This window comes from Vibrio sp. 2134-1, assembly GCF_033339495.1.
On sequence record NZ_JAWOUS010000006.1, the window covers coordinates 108633 to 124750 of the forward strand.

The window sequence follows — 16118 nt, forward strand, 5'->3', positions numbered from 1 at the left end:
TAGCTCATGACTCAACACACTCCTGAAAGAGCGTTTTCTGATTTAGATTTCGCCATGATGTCACGAGCTATTAAGTTAGCGAAACGTGGCATTTATACCACCGCCCCTAATCCAAATGTAGGGTGTGTCATCGTTCGTGATGAAGAAATTGTCGGTGAAGGCTATCACCATCGTGCTGGTGAGCCGCATGCCGAAGTGCACGCGATGCGCATGGCGGGTGAAAAAGCAGTTGGTGCAACCGCTTATGTGACGCTAGAACCTTGCTCTCATTACGGCCGTACACCGCCATGTGCCGAAGGGCTGATTAAAGCCAAAGTGGCACGTGTGGTTTGCGCCATGGTAGACCCAAACCCGAAAGTTGCAGGTCGCGGCATCCAGATGTTACGTGATGCCGGAATTGAAGTACAAATCGGCTTGTTAGAGCAAGATGCCCTTGCCCTTAACCCTGGTTTTATAAAGTACATGCGTACAGGCATGCCGTTTGTTCAATTAAAAATGGCAGCCAGTTTGGATGGGCAAAGCGCACTCAGTAATGGTCAGAGCCAATGGATCACCTCCCCAGCGGCCCGCCAAGATGTGCAGCGTTATCGAGCGATAAGTGGTGGCATTCTTTCTACTAGCAAAACGGTGATTGATGATAATGCATCACTCAATGTGCGCTGGGATGACTTACCTAATAGTGTTCAAGCGCAGTATTTACAAGAAGAGCTTCGTCAACCAGTACGTGTAATCTTAGACCGTCAGAACCATTTAACGGATGCGCTCAAGCTGTTCCATACCGATGGAGAACGAGTTATTGTTCGCTCTGATGGAGACTGTATCCCTCTATTGGACAGCGCTGACCAAATTGACTTATCAACGACATTAAAACGTATCTCGGATGAGCACCACATCAATCACTTATGGGTTGAAGCTGGAGCTACGCTAGCGAGTGCGATGATAAAGGCTAATCTTGTAGATGAGCTCATTGTTTACCTTGCGCCAAAACTCATGGGCAGCGATGGTCGGGGGCTTATCGGTGCTTTAGGGTTAAGCGCTATGGCTGACGTCATAGATTTAAACATTACAGACGTTCGTATGGTTGGGGTAGACATTCGCATCACCGCCACCATAAAACGTAATGAAATTAGATAAGAAATAGTATGTTTACAGGAATAGTAGAAGCAGTTGGCAAGTTAGCTGCGATTACGCCGAATGGCGAAGACATCACCGTCACGGTTGAAACGGGTACGCTTGATATGTCAGACGTTAAGTTAGGCGATAGCATTGCGACCAATGGTGTTTGCTTAACGGTAGTTGACTTCGGAAGCCACTATTACAGTGCTGATCTGTCATTAGAAACCTTGAAGAAAACTGGGTTTGCTGATTACCAAGTAGGCGATAAGGTGAATCTAGAAAAAGCCATGTTGCCAACAACGCGGTTGGGTGGACATATCGTTTCTGGCCATGTCGATGGGGTTGGTGAAATTGTCGAACGCAATTCAGTTGGCCGTGCGATAGAGTTTTGGGTTGCAATGCCTGCGGAAATTAGCAAGTACGTTGCAGAGAAAGGCTCGATTACTGTTGATGGTATTAGCCTAACCGTCAACGACTTACGTAAAAATGCTTTTAAGCTGACGATCGTTCCTCATACGAGTGAAGAAACTACGATTGACCAGTTTCAAGTGGGGCGCAAAGTCAACTTAGAAGTTGATGTACTTGCGCGTTATATGGAGCGTTTACTGCAAGGACAACAAGAAGATAAGGCCGAGTCTCGTATCACGATGGACTTTTTACAGCAAAACGGTTTTGCATAAGTCTTGGGAGTGGCTGCGTGAGGCATGCGATAAAGAGCAGACTCACAGAACACCGCGAGATTCATTGACTTGCTTAATGCAAAGCTCAAACTATTGACCTAACTAGCATTCACTGCAACGTAATTTTTCATTGCTGTCGCAATAACAAATTTAGAATAACGGGATAACAGACTATGCCAATCAGTACGCCACAAGAAATTATTGATGATATTCGCGCAGGCAAAATGGTCATCCTAATGGATGATGAAGACCGCGAGAATGAAGGTGACTTGATCATGGCTGCCGAGCATATTACGCCGGAAGCCATCAACTTTATGGCAACCTATGGCCGTGGCCTGATTTGTTTAACCATGACCAAAGATCGTTGCGAAAGTCTAGGTCTGCCACCAATGGTGCAAGACAATAATGCGCAATACACCACCAACTTTACTGTTTCGATTGAGGCAGCAGAAGGGGTAACGACTGGTATTTCAGCCGCAGATCGCGCACGTACCGTTCAAGCAGCAGTCGCGCCAAACGCTAAAGCTGCGGATTTGGTGCAGCCTGGTCACATCTTCCCTCTCGCAGCTCAAGACGGCGGTGTACTGACTCGTGCAGGTCACACTGAAGCTGGCTGTGATTTGGCTCGTCTTGCTGGTTTAGAGCCAGCATCGGTGATTGTTGAGATCTTAAATGACGACGGCACGATGGCTCGTCGCCCAGATCTAGAGATCTTTGCAGAGAAGCACGGTATTAAATTGGGCACTATTGCCGACCTAATTGAGTACCGCAATAACACTGAGACAACGATTGAGCGTGTGGCAGAGTGCAAGCTACCGACAGAGTTTGGCGAGTTCACGTTAGTCACGTACAAAGACACCATTGATAACCAAGTGCACTATGCAATGTGCAAGGGCGATTTGAAAGAAAAAGCGCCATTGGTTCGCGTTCATCTTCAAGACGTTTTTACCGACTTACTACGTAGCGATCGTAATGCAGAGCGCAGCTGGACACTAGATAAGGCAATGAAACGCATTGGTGAAGAAGGCGGTGTGCTGGTTGTTCTTGGCCATGAAGAATCGACCGATCTACTTATTCATCGCGTGAAGATGTTCGAAGCGCAAGACAAAGGTGAAGCCCCAACGCTTGCTAAAAAACAAGGCACGTCTCGCCGTGTTGGCGTTGGTTCACAGATTCTTGCGGATCTCGGTGTACATGATATGCGCCTTCTGTCATCGACCAACAAAAAGTACCACGCGTTAGGTGGTTTTGGTCTGAACGTTGTTGAGTACGTCTGCGAGTAACAACCGAACAATAAGTTCCTAGTCTTTGACGTGCTTAACTCGTCAATGGCTAGGAACCGGTGATTTGCCTCCAATTTCCATTAGATATTGCTCACAAATTTGTGCTAGAATCCGGCGATTCTCACTTGATGAACATATTTCACTTATAAATAGAGTTAAAGGAAAGCTTATGAAAGTGATCGAGGGTGGCTTCCCAGCGCCAAATGCAAAAATTGCTATCGTTATTTCTCGTTTCAACAGTTTTATTAACGAAAGCCTACTTTCTGGTGCGATCGATACACTAAAGCGTCACGGACAAGTAAGCGAAGACAACATCACGGTTGTGCGTTGTCCAGGTGCCGTAGAACTACCTCTAGTAGCTCAGCGTGTTGCTAAAACTGGCAAATTCGACGCTATTGTTTCTCTAGGGTCTGTTATTCGCGGTGGAACGCCTCACTTTGACTATGTTTGTAGTGAAATGAACAAAGGTCTAGCACAAGTGTCTATGGAATTCAGCATTCCAGTAGCATTTGGTGTTTTGACTGTTGATACGATCGATCAAGCGATTGAACGCGCAGGAACCAAGGCTGGTAATAAAGGTGCAGAGGCTGCACTAAGCGCACTTGAAATGATTAATGTACTATCTGAAATTGATTCCTAATGGGGGCCAGTGTGAAACCAGCCGCACGTCGTAACGCACGTCAATTCGCTCTACAGGCGATCTACTCATGGCAAATTACTAAAGAGAATGTTGCCAAGATTGAAGAACAGTTTTTGTCTGGCGACAAATACGATGAAGAAGAACTTCATGCATCTGAGCCAGCGCTTGCTGCTCCAGAGACAGACGTAGCTTACTTCCGTGAACTATTAAGCGGTGTTGTACTTAGCCACGCTGAGCTAGATAGCAAAATTCGTCCATACATCTCTCGTCCTATGCAGGATTTAGATATGATGGAACTTGCTCTTCTTCGCCTTGCTATGTACGAGATGACTCGTCGCGAAGATGTTCCTTACAAAGTTGTTATCAATGAAGCGATTGAACTTGCAAAAGTTTTCGCAGCAGAAGATAGCCACAAGTTTGTGAATGGTGTACTTGATAAAGCAGCACCTCACATTCGTAAGAAATAACGATTTCTTCAATGAAAAGGTCAGCACATGCTGACCTTTTTTGTATCAAAAGCTTTTACATCAAAAAGTAAGTGAATTATGTCTGGTGAATTTAATCTGATAGACAAGTACTTCGTCGGTCGTCAGAGCCAACGTAAAGATGTCCATCTAGCCGCTGGTGATGATTGCGCTTTGGTCAAAGCGCCAGCTAATGTTCAGATTGCGATTAGCACGGATACATTGGTAGCTGGAACGCATTTCTTAGCCGACGCGAACCCAGCATGGGTCGCACACAAAGCATTGGCTTCTAACATCAGTGATTTGGCAGCGATGGGCGCAACGCCTGCATGGGTGAGCTTTGCATTAACGATGCCCGAGCCAGATGAAGAATGGCTTGCACCTTTCTGTGATGCATTTTTCGAACTGGCTGATTATTATGGTATTCAGTTAATAGGCGGTGATACCACCAAAGGGCCATTGTGTCTGACACTCACGGTGCAAGGTTTTGTACCTGAAGACAAAGCGCTCAAGCGATCCGGCGCAAAGCCTGGGGATTGGGTATACGTAACGGGAAACCTTGGCGATGCAAAAGCTGGCTTGGATGTGATTCTAGATGACTCTCTGCGCAGCAGAGCCGGCGCGGAAGCACTAGAGCGAGCTCATTACCTTAGTTCTCCGCGTGTGCTTGCTGGACAAGCTCTTGTTGGCTTAGCCTCTTCTGCGATAGATATTTCAGATGGTTTAATCTCTGATATTAAGCACATTTTACAGCGATCTCAGGTTGGGGTGAGTATTGATGTCTCTCAGCTACCGATCTCTTCAGAATTAGTTCAGTTTTTAGATGATAAGATCAGCGCGCAGCAGTATGCTTTAGCAAGTGGCGAAGAATACGAGTTGTGTTTTACCGTGCCGGAGCAAAATCGAGGCTCGTTACAAAGCGCTTTATCTCATACTGGCTGTAAGGTCACATGTATTGGTCAAATCCGACCAAATGGAACCTTCGAGCTGCATGATAACAATCAACCACTTGATTGGGACTTAAGTGGCTTCGACCACTTTAAATGATCTAAGCTAAGCTCTAGCCAAGAGCCTGTTACTATTGAGTAACTCGCAGGCATGACGATTGAAACCAAACTAGCAGTATAGGTTTAAGGATATGACCAACCCTCTTTCTCTGATTTCATTAAAGAACCCGTGGCATCTATTGGCAACGGGTTTTGGCAGTGGATTATCCCCGTTTATTCCTGGAACAATGGGCACACTGGCGGCCGTGCCTTTATTTTTGTTGTTGGCACAATTACCATTTACGGCGTATGTCATTGTTGTTCTGATTTCGTGTGTGATCGGCATTCAAATATGCCAAGTGACCTCTGCAGACATGAAAGTACATGATCATGGTTCAATCGTATGGGATGAGTTTGCAGGCTTTTGGATTACGATGAGCATTGTACCTGCACTGAATATTCCACTCACTGAATGGAAGTGGTTGATCACTGGCTTCATCTTATTTCGTTTTTTCGATATGGTAAAACCTTGGCCAATTGGGTGGCTAGATAAGCGAGTTCACGGTGGGCTAGGTATTATGGTTGATGATATCGTGGCGGGAGTTATGGCCGGTGTTGCCCTGTTTCTAGTCGCAAAATATGCGGGCTGGATGAACTAAACGTTGACCGTAAAAAAAGGGATGCGATGAGCATCCCTTTTTACATTCTATTTTGCTAAATAATCCAAGATGGATTTTTCAATTCCTTTTGCATCGAGACCAAGCTCTTCATGCAGTTCATCTTGTGTTCCCTGATGAATAAACTCATCTGGTAAACCTAGGTTCAACACAGGTTTAATGATTTTATCTTTCATCATGAACTCAACGACACCAGCACCAGCACCACCCGCGATAACATTTTCTTCTAACGTCACGAGCACGTCATGATCTGCGGCTAGTTGACGAATCAATGCCTCATCGAGCGGCTTCACAAAGCGCATATCAGCAACAGTGGCGTTAAGGTATTCTGCCGCTTCTAGCGCGTTACCCAAGAAAGTACCAAAGTTCAGAATAGCAACTTTTTCACCTTGGCGAACCATGCGTCCTTTACCGATTTCTAAAGCCGTAAACTCAGTTTCGATTTCTACGCCCATGCCGCTACCACGAGGGTATCGAACCGCACTCGGGCCAGAATGCTTATGGCCAGTGTAAAGCATTTGTCGGCACTCGTTTTCGTCGCTTGGCGCCATGATCACCATGTTCGGAATACAGCGCATAAAGCTCAAATCGAACGCACCTTGGTGAGTTTGACCATCTGCGCCAACGAGACCTGCGCGGTCGATCGCAAACATCACTGGTAAGTCCATGATCGCGATGTCGTGGATCAATTGGTCATAACCACGTTGCAAGAAAGTCGAATAGATAGCAACGATTGGATGATCGCCCGCAATTGCCATGCCTGTTGCCAGTGTCACCGCGTGCTGCTCAGCAATCGCCACATCAAAGTATTGGTCTGGGTACTCTTTTGAGAAACGCACCATACCCGAGCCTTCGCGCATCGCTGGCGTAATTGCCATTAGCTTAGGATCTTGGGCCGCCATGTCACATAAAAAGTCACCGAAGATCTTTGAGTAAGTTGGCTTACCGCCACTGCTCTTTGGTAAGCTATTGTTTGCCGGTGCGAACTTCGGCACTGCATGGTAGCCGATAGGATCTTTCTCGGCAGGCTCATAACCTTTGCCTTTCTTGGTCATGATGTGTAGGAATTGAGGACCTTTGAGCTCACGCATATTTTTCAGCGTTTTGACGAGTTCATTGACGTCGTGCCCATCAACCGGGCCAATGTAATTAAAGCCGAACTCTTCGAACAGAGTACCAGGCACCACCATGCCTTTTAGGTGCTCTTCCGTACGGCGAACCAACTCTTTAATAGGTGGAACACCAGACAGCACTTTCTTACCGCCTTCACGGATAGAAGTGTACAAGCTACCAGAAAGTACTTTCGCAAGGTGGTTATTCAGGGCGCCGACGTTTTCTGAAATCGACATTTCGTTGTCGTTCAAAATCACCAACATATCAGGATGAACGTCGCCAGCGTGGTTCATGGCTTCGAATGCCATGCCTGCTGTAATTGCGCCATCACCAATCACACTTACGATTTTGCGACCTTTACCTTCTTTTTGTGCGCTGATGGCCATGCCAAGACCTGCACTAATCGATGTCGAAGAGTGGCCGACAGATAAGGTGTCATATTCACTTTCTTCACGCCAAGGGAAAGGGTGTAGACCATCCTTTTGGCGAATTGTTGGCATTTTATCGCGACGTCCGGTGAGGATTTTGTGCGGGTAAGCCTGATGACCAACATCCCAGATCAATTTGTCGATAGGGGTGTTGTAAACATAATGCAGAGCGACAGTTAGCTCTACGGTGCCTAAGCCAGACGCTAAGTGTCCGCTAGATTGGCTCACTGAATTTAGCAGATACGTTCGCAGTTCATCACACAGATTTGGTAATGTTTCTTTCGGAAGAAGACGTAATTCTTCCGGTGTATTTGCTAACGCCAGTGTTGGGTACTTTGAAATATCAAGAGTCATATAAATGCGCGCTTATAGTGTTAATTTTTGCGCTCGATGACATATCGGGCGAACTCTTCGAGTAACTGAGTATTGTATGGGATAGCTTCCAATGCTTGAAGTGCTTCCTGTAACAGAGTGTGAGCTTTCTCTATGGCTCCCTCTAAACCCAGCAGGGAAGGATAAGTGCTCTTATTCAGACCTTGGTCGGAACCTTGAGGCTTACCCAGTGTTTCTGTGTCACTGATGATATCAAGAATATCGTCTTGAACCTGAAACGCCAAACCAATTGCTTTTGAGTAGCGCTCCAAGTGAGGTAGAACCTCGATACCTTTCTCACCAGCAGCTAATGCACCTAATTTTACCGCACAATCAATCAGAGCTCCGGTTTTTTTACGGTGTATCTCTTCCATTTCTTCAAGAGAAACTTGGCGATTTTCCGCGCCTAAATCTAAGGCTTGCCCTACACACATGCCGCTGGCACCAGAGGAATGCGCTAAGGCTTTGATCATGTTGATGCGTTGAGCTTCAGCCGCCGGGCTTAATTGACCATCAGCAATAATAGTGAAGGCAAGAGTTTGTAGTGCGTCACCTGTCAGTATTGCGGTTGCTTCATCAAACTTAATATGACAAGTTGGTTGACCTCGACGCAGTTCATCATCGTCCATGGCTGGCAGATCATCATGAATGAGTGAGTAGGCATGTATACATTCGATAGCAGCGGCGGGGGTGTCTAAGTCTTCAGGTTTACAGCCGAGCATTTGACCTGTGATGTAAACAAGAAAAGGGCGAACGCGTTTTCCACCTAGCAAAAGGCCGTATTTCATTGCTTGAATCAATGGCTGCTCTTGATATGGAAGCTGATCGAGCCACAAATTCAATTGCTGATTGTTTCTTTGTTGAAAAGACGTCAATGTCTGTTGCATCACATTGCTCACTACTGATTGTTATTCTGAATCTGGTTTGAAGTCACTCAGTGGTGCTTCATCATCTTCATTAAGAAGAATGCTCACGCGCTGTTCGGCGTCGCTTAATTTAGTTTGGCCTGCACGAGCTAAGGCAATGCCTCGTTCAAACTTACGCAGGGCATCATCTAGAGCAAGATCGCCATTTTCTAATTGATCAACCAAGCTATCAAGCTCTTCAATGGTTGCTTCAAAGGTCATGTTTTCTGGTTTCTTGACCGCCATCTTTTTTCTGCCTTAATCAAGCCTCGGGTAAGATGCACGAAAGTTACCTTAGCCTAGTAACTTGGTCAAATTTAACCTTATATAATTGTCACAAAATTAGCGTTCAACGAGTCTAAGCGGTGAAACCCCATATTTTGGTTGAGGTTGTTAGGTGTAATTTGTGATCCATTAGCTAAGATTTTTCTAAAAATTCTGCGCGAGTTGTCGATACAGGTAATAATCCGCCCAATGGCAGTATTTGAGTATAGCGTGAGGAGTGCTTTGTGGATTTAGCAACCCTATTAGGTTTGATTGGTGGTTTTGCATTCGTCATTATGGCGATGGTGCTTGGTGGCAGCATCGGCATGTTTGTCGATGTCACGTCGATCCTTATTGTCGTTGGTGGCTCAATATTCGTCGTGTTGATGAAGTTCACAATGGGACAGTTTTTTGGTGCGACAAAGATTGCAGGCAAAGCTTTCATGTTTAAAGCGGATGAACCCGAAGACCTGATCGCAAAAATTGTGGAAATGGCCGATGCGGCGCGTAAAGGTGGTTTTCTTGCTCTTGAAGAGATGGAAATAAACAACACATTCATGCAGAAAGGCATTGATCTACTGGTTGATGGCCATGATGCCGACGTTGTGAGAGCGGCACTCAAAAAAGACATCGCGCTTACGGATGAACGACATACGCAAGGTACTGGTGTATTTCGCGCCTTTGGCGACGTTGCTCCTGCAATGGGAATGATTGGCACCTTGGTTGGTCTTGTTGCGATGCTTTCAAACATGGATGACCCTAAAGCGATTGGACCAGCAATGGCCGTTGCACTCTTGACCACATTGTATGGCGCGATCCTGTCCAATATGGTGTTTTTCCCTATTGCGGATAAGCTTTCTCTTCGCCGTGACCAAGAAACGCTAAATCGCCGTTTGATCATGGATGGCGTATTAGCGATTCAAGATGGCCAAAACCCGCGAGTGATCGATAGTTACTTGAAGAACTACCTCAATGAAGGTAAACGTGCCCTTGAGATTGACGAGTAACTTGGAGAGTCGTGATGGATGATGAAGATAACAAATGCGATTGTCCGCCACCTGGCCTCCCGTTATGGATGGGGACATTCGCAGATTTGATGTCGCTACTGATGTGTTTCTTTGTTCTTCTGCTCTCGTTTTCTGAGATGGATGTACTGAAGTTCAAACAAATTGCAGGATCAATGAAATTTGCCTTCGGTGTGCAAAATCAGCTTGAAGTGAAAGACATTCCTAAAGGTACTAGCATTATTGCCCAAGAGTTTCGACCGGGTCGGCCGGAACCAACTCCGATTGATGTCATCATGCAGCAAACCATGGACATCACTCAGCAGACGCTCGAATTTCATGAAGGGGAGTCTGATCGAGCTGGTGGCACAAAACGTGATGAAGGCAAGTTAACGGGTGGGCAATCGCCAGAAACGTCAACTCAAAACAATGAATCTGCCGAAGCGGACATGCAGCAACAGCAATCTAAAGAGATGTCGCAAGAGATGGAAACCTTGATGGAAAGCATCAAGAAAGCCTTAGAGCGAGAGATTGAACAAGGCGCCATTGAAGTTGAAAACCTCGGTCAGCAGATTGTTATACGTATGCGTGAAAAAGGTGCATTCCCAGAAGGTTCGGCCTTCTTGCAGCCTAAGTTTCGTCCTTTAGTTCGTCAGATTGCAGAGCTAGTAAAAGACGTGCCAGGCATTGTTCGAGTATCTGGCCATACAGACAATCGACCGCTAGACTCGGAACTTTATCGTTCTAACTGGGATCTCTCTTCTCAGCGTGCAGTATCAGTCGCGCAAGAGATGGAGAAAGTGAGAGGCTTCTCTCATCAACGTTTGAGAGTGCGGGGTATGGCGGATACGGAGCCCTTGTTACCGAATGATTCTGATGAAAATCGCGCGCTTAACCGACGGGTTGAAATCAGCATTATGCAAGGCGAGCCTCTCTACAGTGAAGAAGTGCCGGTAATTCAATAACTAGGCTTTAGTTTTAAGTCAGTAAAGAGATAAGAAAGCGAGCAGATTGCTCGCTTTTTTTGTTTTTCCAATCCGCTTGGGTGTATAATCTTGCGCCTTAAAAGTGAGCTCAGACTACTTTTTGTGACTGAAACGCGGTTTTACTGCGTATGAAGTATTGAAGTTGAGTGTCACTCTTTGTTGATTGCGAAACTAACCTGCGAATTAGACTATGAAATTTATTGTAAAGCCCCATCCAGAAATTTTTGTAAAAAGTGAATCTGTGCGTAAGCGCTTCACAAAGATTTTAGAGTGCAACATTCGTAACATCATTAAGAGCCGCACGGAGTCTGTCGCGGTATTTAACCGTCGTGATCACATTGAAGTGACCTCTGAGAGTAACGAATTCCACGCTGAAGTTCTTGAGGTTTTGACTCATACACCAGGCATTCACCACGTACTGGAAGTGAAGCAAACTGAATTTAAAGACTTGCACGATATCTTCGAGCAAGTGCTAGAACTCAACCGTGCTGCACTCGAAAATAAAACCTTTGTTGTACGTGCGAAGCGTCGTGGCAAGCATGACTTTACCTCTATTGAACTAGAGCGTTATGTAGGCGGTGGTTTAAATCAAGCGATTGAAAGCGCTAGTGTTAAGCTACGAAACCCAGACGTGACGATCAAGGTAGAAGTCTCGAACGACAAGCTAAACCAAGTATTGTCTCGTCATAAAGGCCTAGGTGGTTTCCCTCTGGGTACGCAAGAAGACGTGTTAAGCCTGATCTCGGGTGGTTTCGATTCTGGTGTTTCAAGCTATCTTCATATCAAGCGTGGTTCAAAAGTACATTACTGCTTCTTTAACTTGGGTGGTCCAGCACACGAAATCGGCGTTAAGCAGGTTTCTCACTACCTATGGAACAAATACGGTTCTTCAGCAAAAGTACGTTTTATCTCAGTTGATTTCGAGCCTGTGGTTGCGGAAATCCTAGAGAAAGTCGATGACGGCCAAATGGGCGTGATCTTGAAGCGTATGTTCATGCGTGCAGCAGGCATGATCGCTCAGAAGATGAAGATCGAAGCATTGGTAACAGGTGAAGCGCTAGGTCAAGTATCGAGCCAAACGCTAACCAATCTACGCCACATCGATAACGTAACAGACACGCTGATTCTGCGTCCGCTTATCAACTGGGATAAAGAAGACATCATCAATCTAGCACGTGAAATCGGCACAGAAGATTTCGCGAAGACAATGCCAGAATACTGTGGTGTTATCTCTAAGAAGCCAACCGTGAAAGCGGTGAAAGGCAAGCTAGAAGCTGAAGAAGAGAAATTCGACTTCAGTATCCTTGAGCAAGTGGTTCAAGAAGCTCGCATGATGGACATTCGTGATATCGCGAAAGAGTCTGAGCAAGCCGCACCAGAAGTAGAGCAAGTTCAAGCGGTAGAAGAGCACGCGGTTGTGCTAGATATTCGTAGTCCTGAAGAGGAAGACGATAACCCACTTGAAATCGAAGGTGTGGATGTGAAACATATCCCTTTCTACAAGCTGGGTACACAGTTTGGTGACTTAGACCAGTCTAAGACATACCTACTTTACTGTGACCGCGGTGTGATGAGCCGTCTGCAAGCGCTTTACTTGCAAGAGCAAGGCTTCAGCAACGTAAAAGTTTACCGTCCATAGCTGACTGTTAAAATACGTTAAAAGGCGCAAATTGAGACATCAATTTGCGCCTTTTTTGTTTTTGATCGCGTTACAGACAACCATTACTTAGCATAATGTTGAGGCTTATCTCAAAGCCATACACTTTGTGTTGATATAACGATAATTAATCCGAAAGAAGAGTAATAAAGTGATATTGCTGCCAGATATGCGGATGAGATTTTTGATAGATAAAAAAACACCGCCTAATTTAGGCGGTGTAACAAATTTGACAGACAGGTCAAAAATAAATACAGGAAGTATATGTTTTGTCACAGGGAGTGTGGACAAAACATTATGGTAGAAATCTACCTAACTCGAAATACGAGTTTGCAAACACAACATCGCAACAACGAAGCCAATTGATTTCCAAAGAAATCAAGCCGTTCAGGCCCGTGTTGCGGGGTGAAATATAGAATTTATCTGGCTGTTCGACAACGGACATTTTATAATGTTTCAGATTAAAAAAACTAATCCTATTAGAGGTCCCATATGTCTCGCAGATTGCCTCCATTAAATTCGCTTCGAGTCTTCGAAGCGGCTGCTCGTCATCTCAGTTTTACACGAGCAGCAGAAGAGTTATTTGTTACTCAAGCCGCGGTCAGTCACCAGATTAAAGCGCTTGAAGAGTTCTTATCATTGAAGCTCTTCCGTCGACGTAATCGTTCTTTGTTGTTAACAGAAGAAGGCCAAAGTTACTTTCTCGATATCAAAGATATTTTCACCTCGATTGCGGAAGCGACAGATAAGGTGTTGGAACGTAGCGAAAAAGGGGCATTGACGATTAGCCTACCGCCGAGTTTTGCTATCCAATGGCTTGTACCTCGTTTGGCCGATTTTAATGCTCAAGAGCCCGATATCGATGTACGTATTAAAGCCGTAGATATGGATGAAGGCTCACTGACTGATGATGTTGATGTGGCGATCTACTATGGCCGTGGGAACTGGCCAGGTTTGCGAGCAGATAAATTGTACCAAGAGTTTTTGATCCCACTTTGTTCACCTTCATTACTTTTGGGTAACAAACCATTAGAATCTTTAAGTGACCTCAAATTACATACTTTGTTACACGATACTTCGCGTAAAGACTGGAAGCAGTTTGCTCGTCATTACAACATTGAAGGCATCAACGTAAACCACGGTCCTATTTTTAGTCACTCAACGATGGTGCTACAGGCTGCTGCACACGGTCAGGGGGTCGCGCTCGGTAACAACGTACTCGCCAAACCTGAAATGGAAGCCGGACGACTCATTGCACCATTCGACGAGGTGTTGATATCTAAGAATGCATTTTATGTGGTGTGTCATGAACAGCAGGCAGATATGGGCCGAATCGCAACGTTTAGAGATTGGATGTTAGCAACCGCGAGAAAAGAACAAGAGGAAGTATTGGATGAATCACTGGATAGCTGAGGGGCCTGAAAACGGACCGCTGTTTATTTTTGCTCACGGCGCAGGTGCGGGGATGGAGCATGACTTCATGACAGCGGTCGCCAAAGGATTAGTGGAGCAAGGTATTCGTGTAGTGCGTTTTAATTTCCCTTACATGGTGAAACGTTCGGAAGATGGCAAAAAGCGTCCGCCCGATCGCGCGCCAAAGTTGCTTGAAGCATACAGCGAAGTGATCGCTCACTTTGCTTTTTCTCCCGTGGTTATTGGTGGTAAGTCAATGGGCGGTCGTATGTCGAGCTTGTTGGCTGAAAATGAGCTGGTGGCGGGCATTGCCTGTTTAGGTTTTCCATTTCACCCGCCGGGAAAGCCAGAGAAATACAAAGGCGAGCACTTAGCAACCATTGAGAAACCTACGCTGATTCTGCAAGGGGAGCGAGACACCTTTGGTAAGCGTGAGGAATTCGATGATTTCGTCCTTTCGTCGCAAGTAACTGTGAGCTTTTTACCTGATGGTGACCACAGCTTCAAACCGCGCAAGATCTCAGGTCATACTGAAGTGGGTAACATTACACTCGCGATAGAGCAGTTAGCGGCGTTTATAAAAGAGGTGTACAGTGAAAAGTAAGTGGTTACTCTCACTCTCTGGATTGTCTGGGCTGCTTTCGGTCGCTCTTGGAGCATTTGCTGCTCATGGGTTAAAAGCGACACTGGCCCCTTATTTGCTCGGTGTATTTGAGACCGGAGTTCTGTATCAATTTATTCACACGTTGGCGATTGTGTTTTGTGCCATTCTGCTTCTGCTCAATTTGGGACAAAAAGCACAAAAATATTTTTTCATTGCGGCGATTTGCTTTATTATCGGCATCTTTTGTTTTAGCGGCAGTCTTTACGCGCTGGCGCTGACGGGCATTAAGTGGTTTGGACCAATTACTCCTGTGGGAGGATTACTGTTCATGATTGGTTGGTGTCTGTTCTTTTTTGCTGCGTTCAATATCAAAGAGGTCTCCAAGTGAAACAACTAATGCTCTATTGCCGTTCTGGCTTTGAGAAAGAGTGTGCTGGTGAAATTCAGGACAAAGCGACACAGTTGGAAGTGTATGGCTTCCCTCGTGTGAAGAGAAACTCAGGTTATGTTGTCTTCGAGTGTTACCAAGATGGAGATGCCGACAAACTTGCGAGAGGTTTAGACTTTAAGTCTTTAATTTTTGCTCGACAAATGTTTGCGGTAGCAGCTGAGTTTCAATCGTTGCCAAGTGATGACCGAATTAGTCCAATTTTGAATGAACTAGCAGACATCGAAGCATTCCCTCGTTGTGGTGATTTGAGAATTGAAACGCCAGATACAAATGAAGCGAAAGAGTTACTGAAATTCTGCCGTAAGTTTACCGTCCCAATGCGTCAAGCGTTGCGCGGCAAAGGCTTAATGCTGAACAAAGATAACGCGAAAAAACCAGTACTGCACATTTGCTTTGTTGAGCCTGGCCACTGTTACGTTGGTTACTCTTACACTGACAACAACTCACAGTTCTTCATGGGTATCCCTCGCCTTAAATTCCCAGCAGACGCTCCAAGTCGTTCAACACTTAAACTGGAAGAAGCATTTCATGTCTTTATTCCACGTGAAGAGTGGGATGAGCGTTTGGCACCAGGTATGTGGGGTGTGGATTTAGGTGCATGTCCAGGCGGTTGGACGTACCAATTAGTGAAGCGCTCAATGTTCGTTCACTGCGTTGATAACGGCATGATGGCAGACAGTTTGATGGAAACTGGCCAGATCAAGCACCATATGGTGGATGGTTTTAAGTTCGAACCAGACCGCAAGAACGTAACATGGATTGTTTGTGACATGGTGGAAAAGCCAGCTCGTGTTGCTCACCTGATGGGACAGTGGCTGTTAAAAGGTTGGGCAAAAGAGGCCATCTTTAACCTTAAGCTGCCAATGAAAGGGCGTTATGACGAAGTGCTGCAAGACCTTGAAAATCTCAAGCAGTTCCTCATTGATAATAAGGTAAAGTTCAAGCTACAAGCTAAACATTTGTATCATGATCGTGAAGAGATCACGATTCATATCCAATGTCTGTCGAATATTTCACCTTACTAACTTTATTCCCTGAGTCTTTTGGGGATAGTGATTAGGATAGAAAAAGCGCC

General features: G+C 45.5%; 17 protein-coding genes. 14 read left to right on the plus strand and 3 right to left on the minus strand.

The genetic code is table 11. The features are described 5' to 3' along the window. Window positions 1–6: 6 nt before the first annotated feature. From ribD to pgpA, 7 genes are all read left to right on the plus strand, one after another. The gene (ribD, locus tag R7R78_RS09495) at window positions 7–1134 is read left to right on the plus strand and encodes a bifunctional diaminohydroxyphosphoribosylaminopyrimidine deaminase/5-amino-6-(5-phosphoribosylamino)uracil reductase RibD (protein ID WP_130545217.1); all 1128 of its coding nucleotides are present in this window, start codon (window positions 7–9) and stop codon (window positions 1132–1134) included. Between the two features lie 8 nt (window positions 1135–1142). After that, complete coding sequence (locus tag R7R78_RS09500; RefSeq protein WP_225473456.1) at window positions 1143–1796, plus strand: riboflavin synthase; 654 nt, start codon at window positions 1143–1145, stop codon at window positions 1794–1796. Between the two features lie 173 nt (window positions 1797–1969). Next, entirely contained in the window at window positions 1970–3079 is a 1110-nt protein-coding gene (gene ribBA, locus R7R78_RS09505; RefSeq protein WP_005381573.1) for a bifunctional 3,4-dihydroxy-2-butanone-4-phosphate synthase/GTP cyclohydrolase II, read from the plus strand. Between the two features lie 169 nt (window positions 3080–3248). Beyond that, window positions 3249–3719, plus strand: coding sequence for a 6,7-dimethyl-8-ribityllumazine synthase (gene ribE / locus R7R78_RS09510; RefSeq protein ID WP_005381572.1), 471 nt, complete (start codon window positions 3249–3251; stop codon window positions 3717–3719). Further along, complete coding sequence (gene nusB / locus R7R78_RS09515) at window positions 3719–4186, plus strand: transcription antitermination factor NusB (protein WP_005381571.1); 468 nt, start codon at window positions 3719–3721, stop codon at window positions 4184–4186. The genes ribE and nusB overlap by 1 nt, the downstream gene beginning before the upstream one ends. A 78-nt stretch (window positions 4187–4264) precedes the next feature. Further along, window positions 4265–5230 (plus strand): thiamine-phosphate kinase, encoded by a 966-nt coding sequence (thiL, locus tag R7R78_RS09520; RefSeq protein ID WP_225473458.1) that lies wholly within the window; start codon window positions 4265–4267, stop codon window positions 5228–5230. A 91-nt stretch (window positions 5231–5321) separates the two neighbouring features. Then, window positions 5322–5828 (plus strand): phosphatidylglycerophosphatase A, encoded by a 507-nt coding sequence (gene pgpA / locus R7R78_RS09525; protein WP_053350269.1) that lies wholly within the window; start codon window positions 5322–5324, stop codon window positions 5826–5828. A 47-nt stretch (window positions 5829–5875) separates the two neighbouring features. Here the strand turns inward: pgpA and dxs are convergent, their stop codons facing one another. The 3 genes from dxs to xseB are packed head-to-tail and all read right to left on the minus strand — an operon-like array spanning window position 5876 to window position 8910. Beyond that, on the minus strand, window positions 5876–7741 hold the full coding sequence (gene dxs, locus R7R78_RS09530) for a 1-deoxy-D-xylulose-5-phosphate synthase (RefSeq protein ID WP_167415051.1): 1866 nt from the start codon (window positions 7739–7741) through the stop codon (window positions 5876–5878). 20 nt (window positions 7742–7761) lie between these two features. After that, window positions 7762–8646: a (2E,6E)-farnesyl diphosphate synthase gene (gene ispA / locus R7R78_RS09535; protein ID WP_005383621.1), complete on the minus strand. Its 885-nt coding sequence runs from the start codon at window positions 8644–8646 to the stop codon at window positions 7762–7764. A 21-nt stretch (window positions 8647–8667) separates the two neighbouring features. Then, the gene (gene xseB, locus R7R78_RS09540; RefSeq protein WP_017635682.1) at window positions 8668–8910 is read right to left on the minus strand and encodes an exodeoxyribonuclease VII small subunit; all 243 of its coding nucleotides are present in this window, start codon (window positions 8908–8910) and stop codon (window positions 8668–8670) included. A 263-nt stretch (window positions 8911–9173) separates the two neighbouring features. Between xseB and pomA the strand changes: the two genes are divergently transcribed. The 7 genes from pomA (at window position 9174) to rlmM (ending at window position 16068) form a co-directional block, all read left to right on the plus strand. Then, window positions 9174–9935, plus strand: a complete 762-nt coding sequence (gene pomA, locus R7R78_RS09545) for a flagellar motor protein PomA (protein WP_005381564.1) — start codon at window positions 9174–9176, stop codon at window positions 9933–9935. 14 nt (window positions 9936–9949) lie between these two features. After that, window positions 9950–10897, plus strand: a complete 948-nt coding sequence (locus R7R78_RS09550) for a flagellar motor protein MotB (protein WP_042521210.1) — start codon at window positions 9950–9952, stop codon at window positions 10895–10897. Window positions 10898–11108: 211 nt separating this feature from the next. Then, the gene (thiI, locus tag R7R78_RS09555) at window positions 11109–12557 is read left to right on the plus strand and encodes a tRNA uracil 4-sulfurtransferase ThiI (protein WP_005383617.1); all 1449 of its coding nucleotides are present in this window, start codon (window positions 11109–11111) and stop codon (window positions 12555–12557) included. A gap of 510 nt (window positions 12558–13067) precedes the next feature. After that, on the plus strand, window positions 13068–13988 hold the full coding sequence (locus R7R78_RS09560; RefSeq protein WP_005383616.1) for a transcriptional regulator GcvA: 921 nt from the start codon (window positions 13068–13070) through the stop codon (window positions 13986–13988). Further along, window positions 13969–14592, plus strand: a complete 624-nt coding sequence (locus R7R78_RS09565; protein WP_053306527.1) for an alpha/beta fold hydrolase — start codon at window positions 13969–13971, stop codon at window positions 14590–14592. The genes R7R78_RS09560 and R7R78_RS09565 overlap by 20 nt, the downstream gene beginning before the upstream one ends. Further along, window positions 14582–14980 (plus strand): DUF423 domain-containing protein, encoded by a 399-nt coding sequence (locus R7R78_RS09570; RefSeq protein WP_053306526.1) that lies wholly within the window; start codon window positions 14582–14584, stop codon window positions 14978–14980. The genes R7R78_RS09565 and R7R78_RS09570 overlap by 11 nt, the downstream gene beginning before the upstream one ends. Then, window positions 14977–16068, plus strand: coding sequence for a 23S rRNA (cytidine(2498)-2'-O)-methyltransferase RlmM (gene rlmM / locus R7R78_RS09575; RefSeq protein WP_017820611.1), 1092 nt, complete (start codon window positions 14977–14979; stop codon window positions 16066–16068). Before R7R78_RS09570 ends, rlmM begins: the two co-directional genes overlap by 4 nt. Window positions 16069–16118 lie beyond the last annotated feature (50 nt).

Bases quoted from the DNA above. Each gene is read 5' to 3' on its own strand.
- ribD (WP_130545217.1), top strand. From the start codon at position 7: ATGACTCAACACACTCCTGAAAGAGCGTTTTCTGATTTAGATTTCGCC.
- ispA (WP_005383621.1), bottom strand. From the start codon at position 8,646: ATGCAACAGACATTGACGTCTTTTCAACAAAGAAACAATCAGCAATTG.
- R7R78_RS09565 (WP_053306527.1), top strand. From the start codon at position 13,969: ATGAATCACTGGATAGCTGAGGGGCCTGAAAACGGACCGCTGTTTATT.
- nusB (WP_005381571.1), top strand. From the start codon at position 3,719: ATGGGGGCCAGTGTGAAACCAGCCGCACGTCGTAACGCACGTCAATTC.
- R7R78_RS09550 (WP_042521210.1), top strand. From the start codon at position 9,950: ATGGATGATGAAGATAACAAATGCGATTGTCCGCCACCTGGCCTCCCG.
- thiL (WP_225473458.1), top strand. From the start codon at position 4,265: ATGTCTGGTGAATTTAATCTGATAGACAAGTACTTCGTCGGTCGTCAG.
- ribE (WP_005381572.1), top strand. From the start codon at position 3,249: ATGAAAGTGATCGAGGGTGGCTTCCCAGCGCCAAATGCAAAAATTGCT.
- ribBA (WP_005381573.1), top strand. From the start codon at position 1,970: ATGCCAATCAGTACGCCACAAGAAATTATTGATGATATTCGCGCAGGC.
- pgpA (WP_053350269.1), top strand. From the start codon at position 5,322: ATGACCAACCCTCTTTCTCTGATTTCATTAAAGAACCCGTGGCATCTA.
- xseB (WP_017635682.1), bottom strand. From the start codon at position 8,910: ATGGCGGTCAAGAAACCAGAAAACATGACCTTTGAAGCAACCATTGAA.
- thiI (WP_005383617.1), top strand. From the start codon at position 11,109: ATGAAATTTATTGTAAAGCCCCATCCAGAAATTTTTGTAAAAAGTGAA.
- R7R78_RS09560 (WP_005383616.1), top strand. From the start codon at position 13,068: ATGTCTCGCAGATTGCCTCCATTAAATTCGCTTCGAGTCTTCGAAGCG.
- R7R78_RS09500 (WP_225473456.1), top strand. From the start codon at position 1,143: ATGTTTACAGGAATAGTAGAAGCAGTTGGCAAGTTAGCTGCGATTACG.
- dxs (WP_167415051.1), bottom strand. From the start codon at position 7,741: ATGACTCTTGATATTTCAAAGTACCCAACACTGGCGTTAGCAAATACA.